This is a genomic window from Halolactibacillus alkaliphilus, from assembly GCF_900115465.1.
Classification (GTDB): Bacteria; Bacillota; Bacilli; order Bacillales; family Amphibacillaceae; genus Halolactibacillus; species Halolactibacillus alkaliphilus.
In genome coordinates this window covers 1-16,157 of the sequence record NZ_FOWN01000011.1, presented here as the reverse complement: position 1 = coordinate 16,157, position 16,157 = coordinate 1, and the positions used below count along the sequence as shown (strand labels likewise).

Here is a 16,157-nt window from a genome sequence, read left to right as displayed (position 1 = left end):
TATCACCTTTAAGCTAACTCACACTGAATATCTATGACGTTACCAGAACGAACATCATACGCACGATCACCTTTAATGTAAGGGCCTTCTATTATTTCTATAGAACCGTCTTTCATCGTTAACGTATAACGTACCGGGCCAACGCCTCGTTCTCCAAAAGTATCGGTACGGCTAGGATTACTATATGCTACGTTTACTTGACCTAAGAAGTTGACTTTTACTTCACCGTTAGCTTTAAACATCCAACCAGGTAATTGTGGGCGGAGGGCTAAAGTTAATGTATCATCTGCCATCACAAAAGGTTTACCACCTGTCATCATAACAAACCACATATTCATAAACTCAATTGTCGAGCCACTTAATCTCGCAACAAAGCCTCTACCGTGCACATCAGGATCTGGATTTGCTGAACTTGCAATAAATGAACTGTTTTCAAGCGTTGAACGCCCATACATTTTAGGATCTAAGAATGGGATAAGGGCCTGTTTCATATCCGCATAGAATTCTTCTGTTAAACCCGACTTTAATGTGGCTAATAAGTACTTATATTCCATGTGAAGAAAAACAGATTCATTTTCTAACCAACCCGGCGTAAACGCGCTAGCTCGTCCAAGCTCGTCTTTCTCGCCCTTAATGGACATGGACGTTTTATACATTCCTAGCTTTTGATCATAAATATTTGACTGTTTCACTTGGTTGTATAATGCTTTTGCTGCTTCCTTGTCCTCTTTTAATTTCAATGCTTTGACTAATCCCTCTAAGAAAGGCGTCACCGCTTTAGCTTTAAACGTTAAGCTTTCGACATCTATTTTTTCATTTGATGTATAACTCACTTTATCAGCTAATTCAAAGTAGAAGTAAGTCGGTATGAGTTCAGAATCGAAGCTCTCTACAGCCTTAATCGCTTGTTTAATGCGAGAATTTAATAACTGTAGCTTCTCTCTTAAATCATCTGTTGAAGACATAACTTCATCACCAGAAAGACCTTTATAAATCTTGTGACGATAATTTTCACGATGGGTCGCCACGTCATGCCAGTAAGCTTGTTCAGACTGTTCACCCTTAGTGTATTCTTGAATAGCTGCAACAACATGTGTTAAAAGTTCATCCACTTCCACCGGTATAGCGACCGTTTCAGAATGATTTACAGCTAACAATAAATCAAATAACCGCTTCACTTCATACAGTTCCGATGTTGATGAGCCAATCATCCCCGGTAGCCCGTTGAGTGAATCATTCCAACCTGGCTTATCTGCTTCCATTTCAATACCTAAGCCAAATGGTGCTAAGGTAGCTGTTTTGACAAGGCCTAGCGTTAATAATTTGCTGTAAAGGGTTGTCTCATATACAACATCAGGGTCTTTTAATGTTCTTACCCAATCTGATTGTGGTTTATCTTTATTCATATGCAAGGCATTGTATTGACGTAAGTCATCCCCGACTAAAACGTATTTATCCTCACGTTTTTTTACTTCTGCTGGGCTATTAAAGAAACGATAATCTTTAGCAAAATATAGTTCCTTCGTCAGATCCGGATAAATCGCTAAATAGCTTTCAATTAAATCCAGATTATACGTCCAATGATCTACCCAAAATCCTTCGTGATATTCCGCTTCAAAATTCTCATCAGATTCGCTCAGTACATGTGCTAAAAACAGCTCAAAATCTGTCTTTAAAGATATACGCTCCTCTTCAATGTAGTGCTTTAACTCTCCTGGTGTATAACTTTTATCAAAGAAAGCTTTAAGTGAGACAATATCATCTTTATCAAGATACATGTCAAAGTCGAAATCCTCTGTTTTCAACGTGAAACGAACACCCTTCACACCAAGTGGATTATATCCATCTAATTGAATGAGGTTCATAAACATTTTTAAGTTATAATCTTTTACTTTTGGTTCAAAGAAAACATCACATCGTCTGTTTTGGTTAATATCACGATAATTTCCATTCCCTTGAGAATAATACGTTGGGCTTAATGAGAAGAAGTTATAATCTCGTTCTAAATCGCCATGTTTACGCGAGTATAAATAGTAAATAGTCTCCTTATCTCCATGCACAAACACATGTGGAAAACCGCCTCGCAAACCATTATCTAAATAACTTTGACGGCTGTACGCATCAAATAGCGCCTCATTAGTTTCGCTAGTGATAGGTGATGTAATATGATTTGTTATAGTTAATGCTTCTTGTTTTTTTTCTTGAAGTATAGTATAACTTAGCTCTTGTTTTACGTAACTATTTACATGATCTAGACTTGTCGCATAACCAACAACCGTTGACCAGTTGATCTCTTCGCTTTCTTGAAGTGTGACATCAATAGGTGTAAAACCGCCAGATACACGATTCGTTGTTTGTTCTGTCTGATTTTTAAGTTGGTTTAATGGGGTATGATTGAATGGGAAGGTCGTTTGTAACGTTGTATCCGAGCCGAAAATTAGTTTTTTATCAATAATTGGCTTAACAATCGATTCTTGACCTCTAAAATAGACTGTACTATAGTAAAAATTCCCTTGAGTAATACGTGTCACTTCTGCAGAATCTGCCGTACTGCCTCGCAGGAAATAAAACGGTAGCTGATTTTCTAGATTTTTCACATCAAACCAACTTTTTAATGTATTGCCTAGCTCTTTATATGCCGCATTGTCTACACCACTTGGAAAAATACTAGGTAAGCCATCTAATAACTCAAAAGTCCGCTCATCTTTTGCATGATTTTTAAATGTAACCTGTCGTACCAAACCAGCAACCGGCGTGTTTGGTAAGGCAAAATAGTTAACGGTTAAGCTGAATTCATGAACCTCATGATGGTAATGCAACGTGAGCATGTTCTCCGCTATTTCCATCTTTGTATGTCCAGTTGTGTCATGAGCTGCAAACGGCTCAACAACTTGGTTAGAAGTTCCATCAATAATTTTTACAAATGTACGAAATCCCTGCGTTTGAACGAGTTGATATGATTTGTCAGCTGGTAAAAACTCCATAATCGCATGGTCTTTATCTTGTACACCAAAACTGGCAATCCCTTGACCACGGTTGACATAAAAAGCCCAAATCGGTAAACCACTTTCACCGGCTACACCCGGTAAAAAACTGGAGAACGTCGGTAGGGTTTGATAATTTTCAATATTAAAATGATGATTCTCATCGAGTTGATACAATTGGACCCCTCACTTTCAAAATTCTTTACATATTAGCAAGTAATTTTTGCGCGTCACTTTTCCGCTTTATCCGCTCAAAGCGAGATAAATGTATTGCCATGATCAAATAACTAAACATACTGACACCAATCAAAATAGCTACTCTTGGTAAGAAAATGAGAATAAGCGCATACGCAACTAACCAAAAAAGTTGCATTAGCATTAATCCTGGTTCAGCAAATACGAGGCTAAAGGCATTCCTTACATATTGAAATCCTTTTAAGTCATAATGCGCCATGACCGAAAACAAATTAATAAACGTCAGCCCTAGTACAACACCTAAAGCAATGACAATACTTATGAGGTAAACGTGTAAATAATCCGGGTAAAAGAATGGGATAAACCTAAAATTAACATACCCGATATAACCTAATGCAAGAAATAATGCACCAAAAGCATTTGCAAGCAAAAATGATTGTTTATAGTAGCGGAAGAAATAAACAGGTAGTGACACATCTTCTTTGCGATGAATCAAGTCTCTTGAGACACTAAAAACAGCAACCGTTGCTGGCATAACACCTAAAATACCGAGGCCGAGGATCGTAAAGGTCACCCATAGCACATTCAATATAATAAACTGCGATAACCATCCAGCAACGACATGAATTTTGTTTGACATGTTTATTCCTCCCATAGTTTTTAAAAAATTAGCTCTTTACCGCACCTTCTGAAAGACTTTGAATAAAGAGTTTATTGAACATTAAAAAGATAACGATTAGTGGCACCGTTGCCCAGAACGTACCAGACATTATCATACCGTAATCCATTTGACGTGCATCATTTAATGTACGTAAAGCAACTTGTAATGTGTGCATAGATGGCTCTCTTAAAACAGTTAGTGGCCATAAGAAATCATTCCACGCTTGCATAAAGACGATAATACCTAGTGTCGCAAAAGCTGGTAATACTGTTGGTGCAACAATGTTCCAATAGATTCTAAATGTTGAACAACCATCTATTTTAGCTGCTTCGATGAGTTCATCTGGAACAGCATCCTGAATATATTGTCGCATCCAGAAAATACCGAAGGCATTAATAAGGCCAGGTACAATGACAGCTTGGAATGTATTGATCCACTGTAATTGTGTCATAATATAGTATTGAGGTATTAGCCCTAATTGTGGTGGAATCATCATCGTAATTAAAATAACTGAAAATAAGAACTTTTTACCCTTAAACTCTAATTTTGCAAAAGAATAACCTGCGAGTGAACATAAGAATAAAACACCTACCGTAATACTCGTTGATACAAACAGAGAATTGGCCATTGAGCCAAAGAAATCCATGTTGTCTAAAACTTTTTGGAAGTTTCCAACTAAGTCCGCTCCTGGTGTAAATGGGGGTGGAAACGAATTAATTTCACGATTGGTGCGTGTTGCCATAGTGAACATCCAATAAAACGGAAAGAGCGACAACAATGAACCGACCGTTAAAAAGAGATACACAACAGCTTTTTGTATAGTGGTTTTTGTTTTATGATTCTCTGATTTACTCATTCTTTTCCCCTCCTATCGTGCTTTCTTTGTCTGATCAATACGATTGGTTAACAGTATATTTATTCCTGTGATAATAATAATGATAAAGAATAACACAATCGCCGCTGCAGATGCCGTACCAAAGGCGTTAAAAACAAAAGCATCCTTCCATAGATAAGCCACCATTGTAATACCTTCTTGTCTTAGGTTACGTCCTAAGAAGACAAGTGGTTCTGTAAAGAGCTGTAATGCCCCAATTGTCGCAGTAAATACAACAAACGTAATCGTTGGCTTAAGCATCGGAATTGTAATTAAACGAATTTGTTGCCAAACTGTTGCTCCATCAATTTTTGCCGCTTCGTACAGAGCATTTGGAATACTTTGCATACCGGCTAAGAAGATGATGGTATTATAACCAACCCAACGCCAGAATACCATGATTGAAATAGTGATTTTTACTGGCCAGTTTTGAATGTTCCAATTAATTGAGTCAATACCGAAATAACTTAATATATAGTTGATAAATCCAGCTTCTTGATTACTAAAAATAACACCAAAGATAATGGCTACCGCTACAATAGATGTAACATAAGGTAAGAAGATCATCGTACGGAAAACATTTCTAAAGCGAATCAGTGTTGAGTTTAACGCAAATGCAAGTAAAATCCCAACGATAATCTGTGGCGCTGTACCTAACAACCCGATAATAAAGGTATTCTTAATGGCTTCATAGAAAATTGGATCACTAAAGATAAAATTGAAATTTTCCATGCCAACAAAAGTCATATCACTTAAACCGTTCCATTTGAAGAAGGCTAAGTAAAAACTAAATAGCATCGGGAATAACCCAAATACAGCATAAAGTATAAAGAACGGGGAGATAAAGAAGTAGGCGGTTCGAGCAGTCTTCTTTTTTTCATCGAGGCTTTTTTTCATGAGTGTCCCTCCTTAATATGGGGTAAAGAATATGGCACTGCCATATTCTTTACCCTTTCTCTTCATTTATTGACGTGCTAACGCACTTTCCGCTTGTTCGAGTGCTTGGTTCCATTGTTCATCTGGATCTGCTCCAGCATTCACGTTAGAAATTGCTTCTTGTAATGCATCGTTTACTGTATAGTAACCTTTTCCTTTATAAACAGGGATTACAGCTTCTGCAGCTTCAGAGAATACTTGTGCTGTTTTGATGCCACCGAAGAATTCATCAGAGTAATCTAAGAACTCAGGATCTTCATATACAGCTGGCGCTGAAGGGAAAAGACCATAATCTAAGAAAGATTTTAATTGTTGTTCTGGTGCTGTCATCCATTCAATAAATGCATAGGCTTCTTCAGGATAATCAGATTCTGCTGGTACTGTTAAGTAAGAACCACCCCAGTTACCGGCACCTTCTGGTAATGTAGTAATAGACCATACACCAGCTTCTGCATTATCTTTAATTACACCTTGCATCCAAGCTGGACCTAATAATGTTGCGTAAGTACCTTCATCCATACCTGCAAACCATTCCGGTGTCCATAATTGAATGTTACCAATTAAGTCTTGTTCGATTAAGCTAACAGTATAATCATAAGCGTTGCGGATGTGGTCATGTTCTTCAACGATTAATTCATCTTCTGTGTTAAAGAAGTGTTCTGGTGCTTGATCACGACGTGCATTAAAGACAAGTTCTGCACCATCAGTCATAATTTTACCTGTTTCAGCATAAATTTCTTGAGCAACTCTTTCAAAGTCATCCCATGTTTGAATTAACTCACCTACTGCTTCAGGAGATGGATCGAATCCAGCCTCTTCAAATACGTCTGTACGGTAATACATTACTGTTGGACCAATATCTGTTGGTAAACCAAACATGAACGATCCATCAGCGTTTTCACCAGTACGCCATACCCAGTCTAAGAAGTTCCCCTCAACATCAGCAGCACCAAAATCCATTAGATTATGGAACCTGTCTTCTGCATCACGGTAACGTTCTAATTGGTTTACTTCAACCATTGCTACATCAGGTGCACCTGATCCTGCAGATAATGATGTAAATAGATTATCGTGTAAATCATTCATATCCATATTTTGTAGTTCAATTGTTACGTGTGAATTTGCTTCCATATACTCTTCAATTAGTACGTCATAGCCTGTGTTACCGAATTCCCAAAACGTTAATGTTACCGCTTCTTTGTCATCACCAGTATCTGCTGATGTATCTTCTGTTGTTGAGTCGTCAGTTGATGTGTCTTCAGTCGATGTATCATCGCTGCCACATGCTGTCATCAATAATACACTAAGTAACCCTACTAAAAATACTTTAAATAATTTTGACATGTTTGTTTCCCCCTAATTTTAATTAGCAATCGAATGTTTCAAGCATTTTCAACTATTAACGTAATGTGATTATTGACTCACCTCCTTAAGATTCCCTGTTTTTTTCGACTTAAACCGCCTCAGATTCCTCTCACTTTTAAAGCGTACCCATTGTTACCGAAAGCGCTTTATAAATTAATTAAAAAAAGAAATGTTTTACATCGTTCAAATTCACCCTCTAAGTTTGACGGTCCAGCCATTCACTTGCATAGTCTTATTAAATTTACCTTGCTTTTATCTAATGATAGTACATCAGCGGTTCGCTGTTTGGAACGCTTAACTCTTCGCCTTCGTGGAAGCGTTTCCGAAACCGCTTTAGTAATTACTATATTAAAGACCTTCCAAGCGTTTGTCAACAGTTATTCGCTTGTTTTTTCATTTTTTCGGTGCAATGTTTGAATGAGTTCACTTAATTGTACTGATTCCGCTTTCAGCGCTTCAGACTGTAATGCAATCCCCTCTACACCATAACGTTGTTCTTTAATGGCCTGATCAGATAATTGAAGCTGTTCAAACGTCTGCTCAGAGGATGCTTGCATTTCTTCAATCGCTTGATACAGTTGTTGATTTTCGTTAACCATCACTTTAAGGCTAGCATAATTTGTATCAACATGATGGATTAGCTGATCGATAAATTGTTGCATTTTTTGTAAAACCTCAATATTGTATCCCATGTTCTCTTTTTCTTTGGCAATTCCCTCACTAGATTGAACAAGCACTTCACTCACTTCTTCAGCACCTAATTGAATCGATGTTAACACCTCATTCATATCTGTAATAGAAGCGTTGACATCTTGTGAGAGTTGCCGAATCTCGCTTGCAACAACCGCAAAGCCTTTCCCTTTTTCCCCAGCACGCGCTGCTTCTATTGAGGCATTCAGCGATAACAGATTCGTCCGTTTAGCAATATCATTTACAAGCGCCGATAAATCCGCCACTTGACCAATATTGTCTTTCAACTTCATAATTTCCTTCGTTGATTGGGCGATGAGCTCATACATCGTATTAATTTGAGCAACAGATGTATGCATGACTTCAATGCCCTGTGCGGTTTGATTTGATACATCTTTAGACTTGTGACGCATCGCATCACTTTCTTCTTCAATTAAACCTATTGTCTCATTGAAAGTTTGAGAGTACTTCACAATATCATCCGTTAAGTTAGCTTGATGATGGACTGCGGTTTTTAATTCACTCACATGCGATTTGACATCTTGATTTTTCGTTTGAAGCTTCCTTGCCCCTTCATCTAACATTGTGCTTTCTTCATTAAGATGCGTACTTACTGATGACAGTCTCTCAATCATCCCTTTGAATGTTGTTTGTACATTATTTAAAATAGTACCTAATCGAGAAAATTCATCTGTTCCTTTCACGTTAATTGGTGTAGAGCTCAAATCGCCTCTCATTAATGCATCACCAAAACGTGTAATCCGCCGCATCTTTTTCGATACTTCCCGATTAACCACCACTAAAATAACTGTACCAATCACCAGTGACACCATGATGGCTATTAAGAAAGTAAAGCGCGTATCCGTAAAACGTGTGAATATCATAGCTGAATCATGCGCCAAATCTTCATCCGCAATGGCTTTTAACTGATTTAAAGCAAAACTTGCTTGATTGTAGTTACGCCCAGCATCCCTTAGCGTAATATAATTAAGTTGCTCGGTTTTATCTCGTTCTCTTATTTGGATATAGTCTTGGTATAACGCTCTAATCGCTTGGTCTTGAGCGACAACCACACTAAAAAGTTGTTGTTCTTCTTCTTTTGAGAGACGCTGATTCACAGCCTCAGCAAGATGATCGAAAGTTTCAACAGTGGCATTGAACTGGTTCACTTGCGTTGTATCTGGCGCTACCATAAAACGGCTAAGTAAGACAAATCTTTCCTGAATTAAAATCTCCATTGCATTTAGTTTATCAATATGTTGAACTTCCTCATTCATATCATTCACTTTTGTTTCAACATCACCTAAATAAAACGTTATAATGCCTGCAGAAGTTAGAAATAAGCCAATCGTAATAACATATACTAGCGAATACTTCCACCCAATACTCCTATTTTTCCATAACATGCGTCCACCACCTAAAGCGCTTTCTATTTTATTGAAAAAATATGTAGCGAGTTATCTTTCGCTACATGAATCTCTTTTAACTAATGTGACTGGAATGACTTCTTTAACATACTTCTTCGTTTTCCCGTTAATGCTATTTAATAAGATTTTAGCCGCATCAGCCCCGATCTTATCAACATCTTGTCTGATTGTTGTTAATCTTGGTGTTATATATTCTGACCAATCCACGTTATCATAGCCAATCACTGAAATGTCTTCTGGCACACGCAAGCCGGCTTCTTGTATCACTTGTATTGCTCCAAGGGCCATTGTATCTGAACTAGCAAAGACAGCCGTTGGCCGTTCATTTAATACAAGCAACTGCTGCATGGCTTCTCTACCACCTTCTATTGAGAAGAAACCACCGTTGACAATATACGAAGGCGGAATCGTTAAGTCTAGCCTTTTCATTGCTTTTAAGAACCCTTTCATCCGTTCAATACCAGAAAAGGTATTTTGATGTCCGGCAATATGAGCAATTTTTTTATGTCCTAAATCCGTTAAGTATTGTAACGCTAACTCTGTCCCTTGATAATTATCACTGTGCACAACGTTAGTGTTCGAGCTATCTAAGTCAATAATAACAGAGGGTAAATCAGCATCAATCACCTTATCTAATTCTTCATCATCATTTTCTGAGCTGAAAACAACAACACCATCGACACCACGGTATTTAAAGTGATCTAAATAGCTTTTTTTCTCATCACCAATTTTATTCGCGATAAATAATAAATCATAGCCTTCCAATTCAACGACTTGCTTAAATGATTGTATAATACCACTAAAAAATGAGTGCTTAAGACCTATACCTAGTGATTCCATGTAAATCACGCCTAAAGTGTAGGATTTTTTCGTCGTCAACGTTCGCGCGTATGAACTTGGGAAATACCCCATTTCATCAACGGTTTTTAATATTTTTTCCCGCGTCTTTTGTCCGACATCCGGGTAGTTATTAAGTACTTTCGAAACGGTCGTAATCGAAAAACCTGTTGCCTTTGCAATATCATAAATGGTTACCGCCATTATTTACACCTCCTTCGAAAGCGTTTTCGTTTTAATTATATCGACTTATTATTAACCGGTCAAGTAGCTCTTTACTATTTTTTCGAAAGTTTTCGAAATCCCTACGAAATACTCCATATGCCCTTAATAATATATTTGTCGATACAAATAGTTAAGATTATGCTAAAATAACACTAAAGACCTATCATAAAATGAGGTGCCACGGCCTATGCAGAATTATATGAGAAACCGATGGATCGTTTTGAGCTTTAGCTTGTTTTTCTTATTGTTATTTACATTTTTTTCATATATACATCATACTACTGAGTATAAATTACTACCCGATCGTTTAACTTCTCTTAACGATGATTGGGCCATCTTTTTAGGGGATATGCATGTCAAAACCGTTGATTTACCAGCGGAAATTAATGTAGGGAAAAACACAACATATTTTGCCACAACGACACTACCCAAAACACCTGATAGTTATGATCATGTGTTGATTAGAGCGTCACTACAAGATATTACGGTGTACTTAGATGGCGAGATGATTCACCAAAAGGTAAACAACCAAAACGGCAGACTAAGAACACCACTCACAAGTTCCTGGGAATTGGTTTACTTACCTTACGGATATCAAGACAAAGAACTAACGCTTCAAATTCGTTCTGAAACTAATGCCTTCGCTGGAACAATCAACCCTATTCAAATCGGTTCAAGCGATGCTTTACTTTTTCATATTATTAAGAACCAGGGCTTAAACTTTGTCGTTGGTCTTATTCTGTTTATATTAGCAATGAGTTGTTTACTTATCGCCTTGTCACAAAGAAAATTTATTGATAACAGATTGTTGTACTTAGGGTTGCTTAGTTTAACTACAAGTTTATGGATTTTTGGCGAGTCCAAGCTTCTTCAATTTATTACTGGAAATCCATTTATTATTGGAGGCCTGAGCTATTTAATGGTCCCTCTTATCGCAGGTTTTATTGCACTATATATTAAAGAATCCGTAACGAAACGATTTATTACCTTATTTAGGTCCGTCGCGTTAATCTTTGCTATGACTTCAATTGCCATATTATTTTTACAACAATTTAACTACTTTAATTTCATTGAATTAATAGCCTTTGTTTTACTTATCATTCTTATTTTATCTATCATACAAATAGGTGCGCTTACCTATGAATATCACCTTGACAGAAGCAGCGAAATACGTCAATTCTCACGCTATTTATCTATCTTCGTGATTGCAGTTATTTTTGAAATTGTCCTTTTTTTCACAAGAAGCTTTCAAGCTATTTCAAGCATGCTTCTCATTGGGGTACTGGTCTTTTTTAGCCTTCTTTTCATCGATACGTATCGATACCTTAAACAAAGCGCCGAACAAGCTAGAAGAAACCAATTGCTTGAAACACTTGCTTATAAGGACCTTCTTACAAACGGATTAAATCGTACAGCTTATGAGCGAGACTTAAATAATCGCCTTAATGGCAATAAGCATTTTCGATTAATTCTTGTTGATTTGAATGATTTAAAATTTATCAATGACACTTTCGGTCATACGAGCGGGGACCAGGCCATTATGCTTGTATACAAAATATTGTTAGATGCTTTTATTGGGTCAAGCTGTTACCGTATTGGCGGTGATGAATTTGTGATATTAAGTGACCGTTTAGATAAACACCATTATCAAAACCAAGTCATCGCCATGCGAAAAGCATTAAAAGATCATTCTGAAACGTTACCTTATACGCTCGATGTAGCGATTGGCAGTGACCTCTATAACGAAAAAGAATGGCCAAAATATACCCATTTTTATCATCACGTCGACCAACTTATGTACAAAAATAAAATAGAACGAAAAAAGAGAAGCTAAGACCTAACAGGCTTCTCTTTTATATTCACTCGATGACCTGATAACCTTTTCATTTGTTTTGACATGTTTCAGCCAACTTTAATTTTTGCGGACTAACTGAATAATGAATAGGAAAATGTCCATTCATATAATAGGTTTCACCATCACTATGACAAACCACTCGCTCAGCTAATTTCACAGTCATATCATGCACTTGACATTGAGAAACATATGGTGACTTTTCGTGAGTCCCTCGATAGACCTGCCAGAATAGCTTAAAAACTCCTTTAGCATCTAGCCCATGCACAATCGTAATATCAAGTAAACGATCCGTCGCTTTTGCCTTTGGCGCTATGTTCATCCCTCCACCAAAATAAGGCTGATTACTCACCGTTATAAACCATACACGTTCATAAAGCGTGACCTCTCCATCAATGGTCACTGTAACTGAAAAAGGCTTAAATACTTTAAAAGCTCTGCATACAAACAAGGGATACACTAACTTTCCCAGTCGTAACTTGTTCAAGTGTTTTTTAGCCTTTGATTGATTTACATACTCACAAACAAACGCATCAAAACCAATTCCTCCATTATTTATCATGCAACGGTTGAAGCTCCCGTGCTTCACCTTCAACATATCAACAGATGTACGTTTAGGTTGTCGCATAAAGTGCTCGATTTCTTTCGGATCTTGAAACGTCTTAAAATAGCGAGAAAAATCATTACCCGACCCATTCTTAATAACACCTAAAGTCATCTTTTCATCATCAAGTCCATTCAGCACTTCATGAATTGTTCCATCACCACCAACAACAATCACTAACGTCACTTTCTCTTCTTTAACCAAATATTTTACAATCTTTGTTGCATGCCCTTGATAACCAGTAATATAGGAACGGTAAGAAATAGTCAATTTTTGTTTAAAACGGTTAAACGTTGTGATTCCTTTACCGGAAGTCGGATTAACTATAAACGCTACACTCATGGTTACACCTCACTTTAAAGCTATTAACATCAGCCTTACTTCAGCACCTCTGGCTTTAATATCGGTTCAAACCAATATTTATTAAAAACGGACACTAATGGCCCCAACGAGACAGCGACAATTAACGTCCCCCAGCCAACAACCGCACCAAATAAAAAGCCAATCACAACAGCCGTAGCATCAACGATCAAACGAGCTATTCCGAAAGGAATTCTATTGTTTGTTAGTTCTTGGAGAATTAACGGTAGCGCATCATAAGGTGATACACCTAGATTAGCCGTTACATATAACGATAACCCTACAGATGATATGAAGACTCCCACAAAGACGAGAATAAAGCGCACACCTAAATCAAAACCATTTAAGGCGAGTGTCTCATAGCCATAAACAATAAGGTCTGCGGTATACCCTAATAGAAACATGTTTATAAATGTACCAAACCCAATGAGTTCGCGACTATTAATAAAGAGAAAAACAAACAACAGCAAATTAAAAATAACAGAATAAAAACCAAAAGTTAAACCAATGGTTGAGCTTACCCCTAAGTTCATCGTTGCAAAGGGATCTGTTCCAAGCTCAGCAATTCTTAAAATACCAATTGCGATACCCAATAATAAATTACCTACCAGCATGCCGATTATTCGTTTATGTATTAATGACATCTCGTCGCCTCTTTTCTTCTTTTATCTATCTATTTCTTATTAAACTATACCATAATTTAACTAGGAATTCTGCTTAGAAATTATATGAAACTATTGTCCTTCTCGAAGTCTCTTAAAAAGAGCTTATGCAGATAACCTATGACTGAGTAGATGAGTGGTCTTTATTTAACCCTCAAACAACCATGCAAAAAGCCCTCTTATGCTATTAAGAGAGCTTTTGTCTATGCGACTTAAATAATATATGCTAATATTTCATCACTTACAAATATGCCATAAATGTCGTGGCAATCGTAAAGTAGACGATGAGACCTAAAATATCATTTAAAGTTGTAATAAATGGGCCTGAAGCAATCGCCGGGTCTAATTTTAACTTTGTAATAATTACTGGAACAACAGCGCCCGTGATGGTAGAAAAGCTAAGCGTGATGAAAAGTGATGAAGCAACAATTAACGAAAGAGCAAAACTTCCATAAACGATCGGGATGACAATAAGTAAAACTGTGCCCGTAATAGCACCAAGCAATAGGCCTGTTCCAAGTTCCCGACGAATCGCAGAAAGTAGCCCACGTTTTTCAAATGAATCTGTCGCAATTGCACGCACGACAACCGCTAACGATTGTGTTCCTGCATTACCGGCTGAATCCATAATTAATGGAATAAACACTGCCAGAATCACCATTTCCTCTAAAGCTTCTTCAAATGAGCCTATAACACCACCTGTTAAAAAACCAAAGAATATCAGCATCACAATCCATGGCGCTCTTTTTTTAGCTGCTGCAAATGAACTGATATTAATATCTGTACCACCTTTAGCAGCGATAAACTCATCAAAATCTTCATTTACTTCTTCTTCCATTACATGCATCATATCATCAATAGTGATGATACCAGTTAACTCTCCTTTTTTGGTTACAACAGGCACAGCTAAAAAGTCATATCGTTTCATAATTTTATAAACTTCTTCCTGATCCATTTCGGTTGTGACAGACACAATATCTGTCCCCATAATATTGTCAATAGTCTCAAAGGCAGGTGAAATAATTAAATCCCGCAAAGACACAACACCAACAAGTTTAGATTGTTCATCTAATACATATAAATAGTAAATCGTTTCAGCGTCAGGTGCTTGAAAACGGAGATTATCAATGACTTCACTAACCTTTTCATTTTTACTTACTGTAATGAACTCCTTCGCCATCAACCCCCCAGCTGTTTCAATTGGGTAACTGAGTAGTTCACGAATGATCATTTCTCGCTCTGGCGCCATTGCATGCAGTATCTTATCTTTCTCTGCCTTATCAAGTTCAGCTAGAAAGTCTGCTACGTCATCTGTAGGAATTGTGTCAAAAAGCTCCTTCATGTATTGATCGGTGAGCTCATTAATTATTAACTTTTGCTTCTCAAGTTCTAACTCTATAAACACTTCTGCAAATTCATTACCTGTCATTAACTCATATAACTTTTGTCGTAACTGTCGGTTGAGTTGAACAAAAATCTCTAATTGATTTGTTGGATGTAAATCTAAAAACAATTCACGAAACGTCTTTTTATCACCTTGCTTTAGTGCTTGTAATACGTCCGTGGCATAATCTGTACGGTTTACTTCATCGAATGCGATCATACTATCGTACTCCCTTCATTATTTAGAAGGCTATACATTTAGAGTGAATCAAATGAGGGAAGCCTTCAATATTATACCTATATATTTCAGCGTCATCTTGATAACTTGAATAACTATCCACAGCATCTTCACTCCTTTTTTCTCCATTTTCAAGTCCATAATAAAAACCCATCTCATATAGGAGACAGGTTTTAGACTAAACTAAATAAACGCCTCCATTCGTAGAGCTTTAGCACTGTGCGGCATAGGACATTATCCAGCTACGTTAAAAATCACCTTATGTCGATGATTCTTGTTGACCCATTGGCGTCTTTGGACGTTTTTGGGCAGCAGCGTATCTCCTGCACAGGAGCCTCACCTAACGAGGTATAACTTATCTTGACACGTTCATTCTAAAGGGGATGGAACCTCTTGTCAAATCGTACAATGACTAAGTCATTGACTTTTCTTTTGCCACTGCTATCCTTACAGCCAAATAAGTTAAATGCTGTTTTAATTTTACACGAGGAGTTAAATAAAAGTTAAATTAAACATAGAATAAGTTTAAATCTTTTCTAATTGAATGAATTTCATAATTCTGAGGCCTTGCGGCCCAATGGTTTTGAAGCATAAAAAAGGAAGTACCTCCCCAAGTCTTGTATAATGGTAAGTAACCAAACTAAACCAAAAGACTGGAGGAGAACTCCCTATGCCTATTATACGACAAGAGAGTTTATTTAGCATTAATGAATTATATGCAATGGAACCTACCCAACGATATGACGCTATTATTTCGGTCATTGATATTGACCACATTTACCGTGAGGTAAGTAAAAAATCACGTCTTGGAGCTCCGGAGGAGCTTAACTACGCTGCTATGATTATTTCTGTTTTTATAAGATA

The 16,157-nt window shown here is 37.1% G+C and carries 11 protein-coding genes, 1 pseudogene and 1 riboswitch; of the genes and pseudogenes, 2 read left to right on the top strand and 10 right to left on the bottom strand.

Annotated elements, in window-relative coordinates; translation table 11 throughout:
• Positions 1–8: 8 nt before the first annotated feature.
• The 7 genes from BM163_RS06310 to BM163_RS06280 form a co-directional block, all read right to left on the bottom strand.
• Positions 9–3,161 (bottom strand): hypothetical protein, encoded by a 3,153-nt coding sequence (locus tag BM163_RS06310; protein ID WP_089801322.1) that lies wholly within the window; start codon positions 3,159–3,161, stop codon positions 9–11.
• 25 nt (positions 3,162–3,186) lie between these two features.
• The gene (locus BM163_RS06305) at positions 3,187–3,819 is read right to left on the bottom strand and encodes a YesL family protein (protein ID WP_170243639.1); all 633 of its coding nucleotides are present in this window, start codon (positions 3,817–3,819) and stop codon (positions 3,187–3,189) included.
• A 28-nt stretch (positions 3,820–3,847) separates the two neighbouring features.
• Positions 3,848–4,696, bottom strand: coding sequence for a carbohydrate ABC transporter permease (locus BM163_RS06300; protein WP_089801318.1), 849 nt, complete (start codon positions 4,694–4,696; stop codon positions 3,848–3,850).
• 12 nt (positions 4,697–4,708) lie between these two features.
• Positions 4,709–5,611, bottom strand: coding sequence for a carbohydrate ABC transporter permease (locus BM163_RS06295; protein WP_089801316.1), 903 nt, complete (start codon positions 5,609–5,611; stop codon positions 4,709–4,711).
• 66 nt (positions 5,612–5,677) lie between these two features.
• Positions 5,678–6,994 (bottom strand): ABC transporter substrate-binding protein, encoded by a 1,317-nt coding sequence (locus tag BM163_RS06290; RefSeq protein WP_089801314.1) that lies wholly within the window; start codon positions 6,992–6,994, stop codon positions 5,678–5,680.
• A gap of 398 nt (positions 6,995–7,392) precedes the next feature.
• Complete coding sequence (locus BM163_RS06285) at positions 7,393–9,111, bottom strand: methyl-accepting chemotaxis protein (protein ID WP_089801312.1); 1,719 nt, start codon at positions 9,109–9,111, stop codon at positions 7,393–7,395.
• Positions 9,112–9,162: 51 nt separating this feature from the next.
• A complete protein-coding gene (locus BM163_RS06280; RefSeq protein ID WP_089801310.1) occupies positions 9,163–10,173 on the bottom strand; it encodes a LacI family DNA-binding transcriptional regulator in 1,011 nt (336 codons plus the stop codon).
• 208 nt (positions 10,174–10,381) lie between these two features.
• On the opposite strand from BM163_RS06280, the gene BM163_RS06275 reads away from it, so the two are divergent.
• On the top strand, positions 10,382–12,028 hold the full coding sequence (locus tag BM163_RS06275) for a GGDEF domain-containing protein (protein ID WP_089801309.1): 1,647 nt from the start codon (positions 10,382–10,384) through the stop codon (positions 12,026–12,028).
• Between the two features lie 49 nt (positions 12,029–12,077).
• On the opposite strand, the gene BM163_RS06270 is transcribed toward BM163_RS06275, so the two are convergent.
• The 3 genes from BM163_RS06270 to mgtE all read right to left on the bottom strand — a co-directional run bounded on the left by BM163_RS06270 (position 12,078) and on the right by mgtE (position 15,275).
• Positions 12,078–12,992, bottom strand: a complete 915-nt coding sequence (locus BM163_RS06270) for a diacylglycerol/lipid kinase family protein (protein ID WP_089801307.1) — start codon at positions 12,990–12,992, stop codon at positions 12,078–12,080.
• 35 nt (positions 12,993–13,027) lie between these two features.
• Entirely contained in the window at positions 13,028–13,654 is a 627-nt protein-coding gene (locus tag BM163_RS06265) for a YczE/YyaS/YitT family protein (RefSeq protein WP_089801306.1), read from the bottom strand.
• Between the two features lie 259 nt (positions 13,655–13,913).
• Complete coding sequence (gene mgtE, locus BM163_RS06260) at positions 13,914–15,275, bottom strand: magnesium transporter (RefSeq protein ID WP_089801304.1); 1,362 nt, start codon at positions 15,273–15,275, stop codon at positions 13,914–13,916.
• Between the two features lie 206 nt (positions 15,276–15,481).
• Positions 15,482–15,648: riboswitch (M-box (ykoK) riboswitch) on the bottom strand.
• A 315-nt stretch (positions 15,649–15,963) separates the two neighbouring features.
• Here mgtE and BM163_RS06255 point away from each other — a divergent pair.
• A pseudogene (locus BM163_RS06255) lies at positions 15,964–16,157 on the top strand (IS5/IS1182 family transposase); the annotation flags it as partial.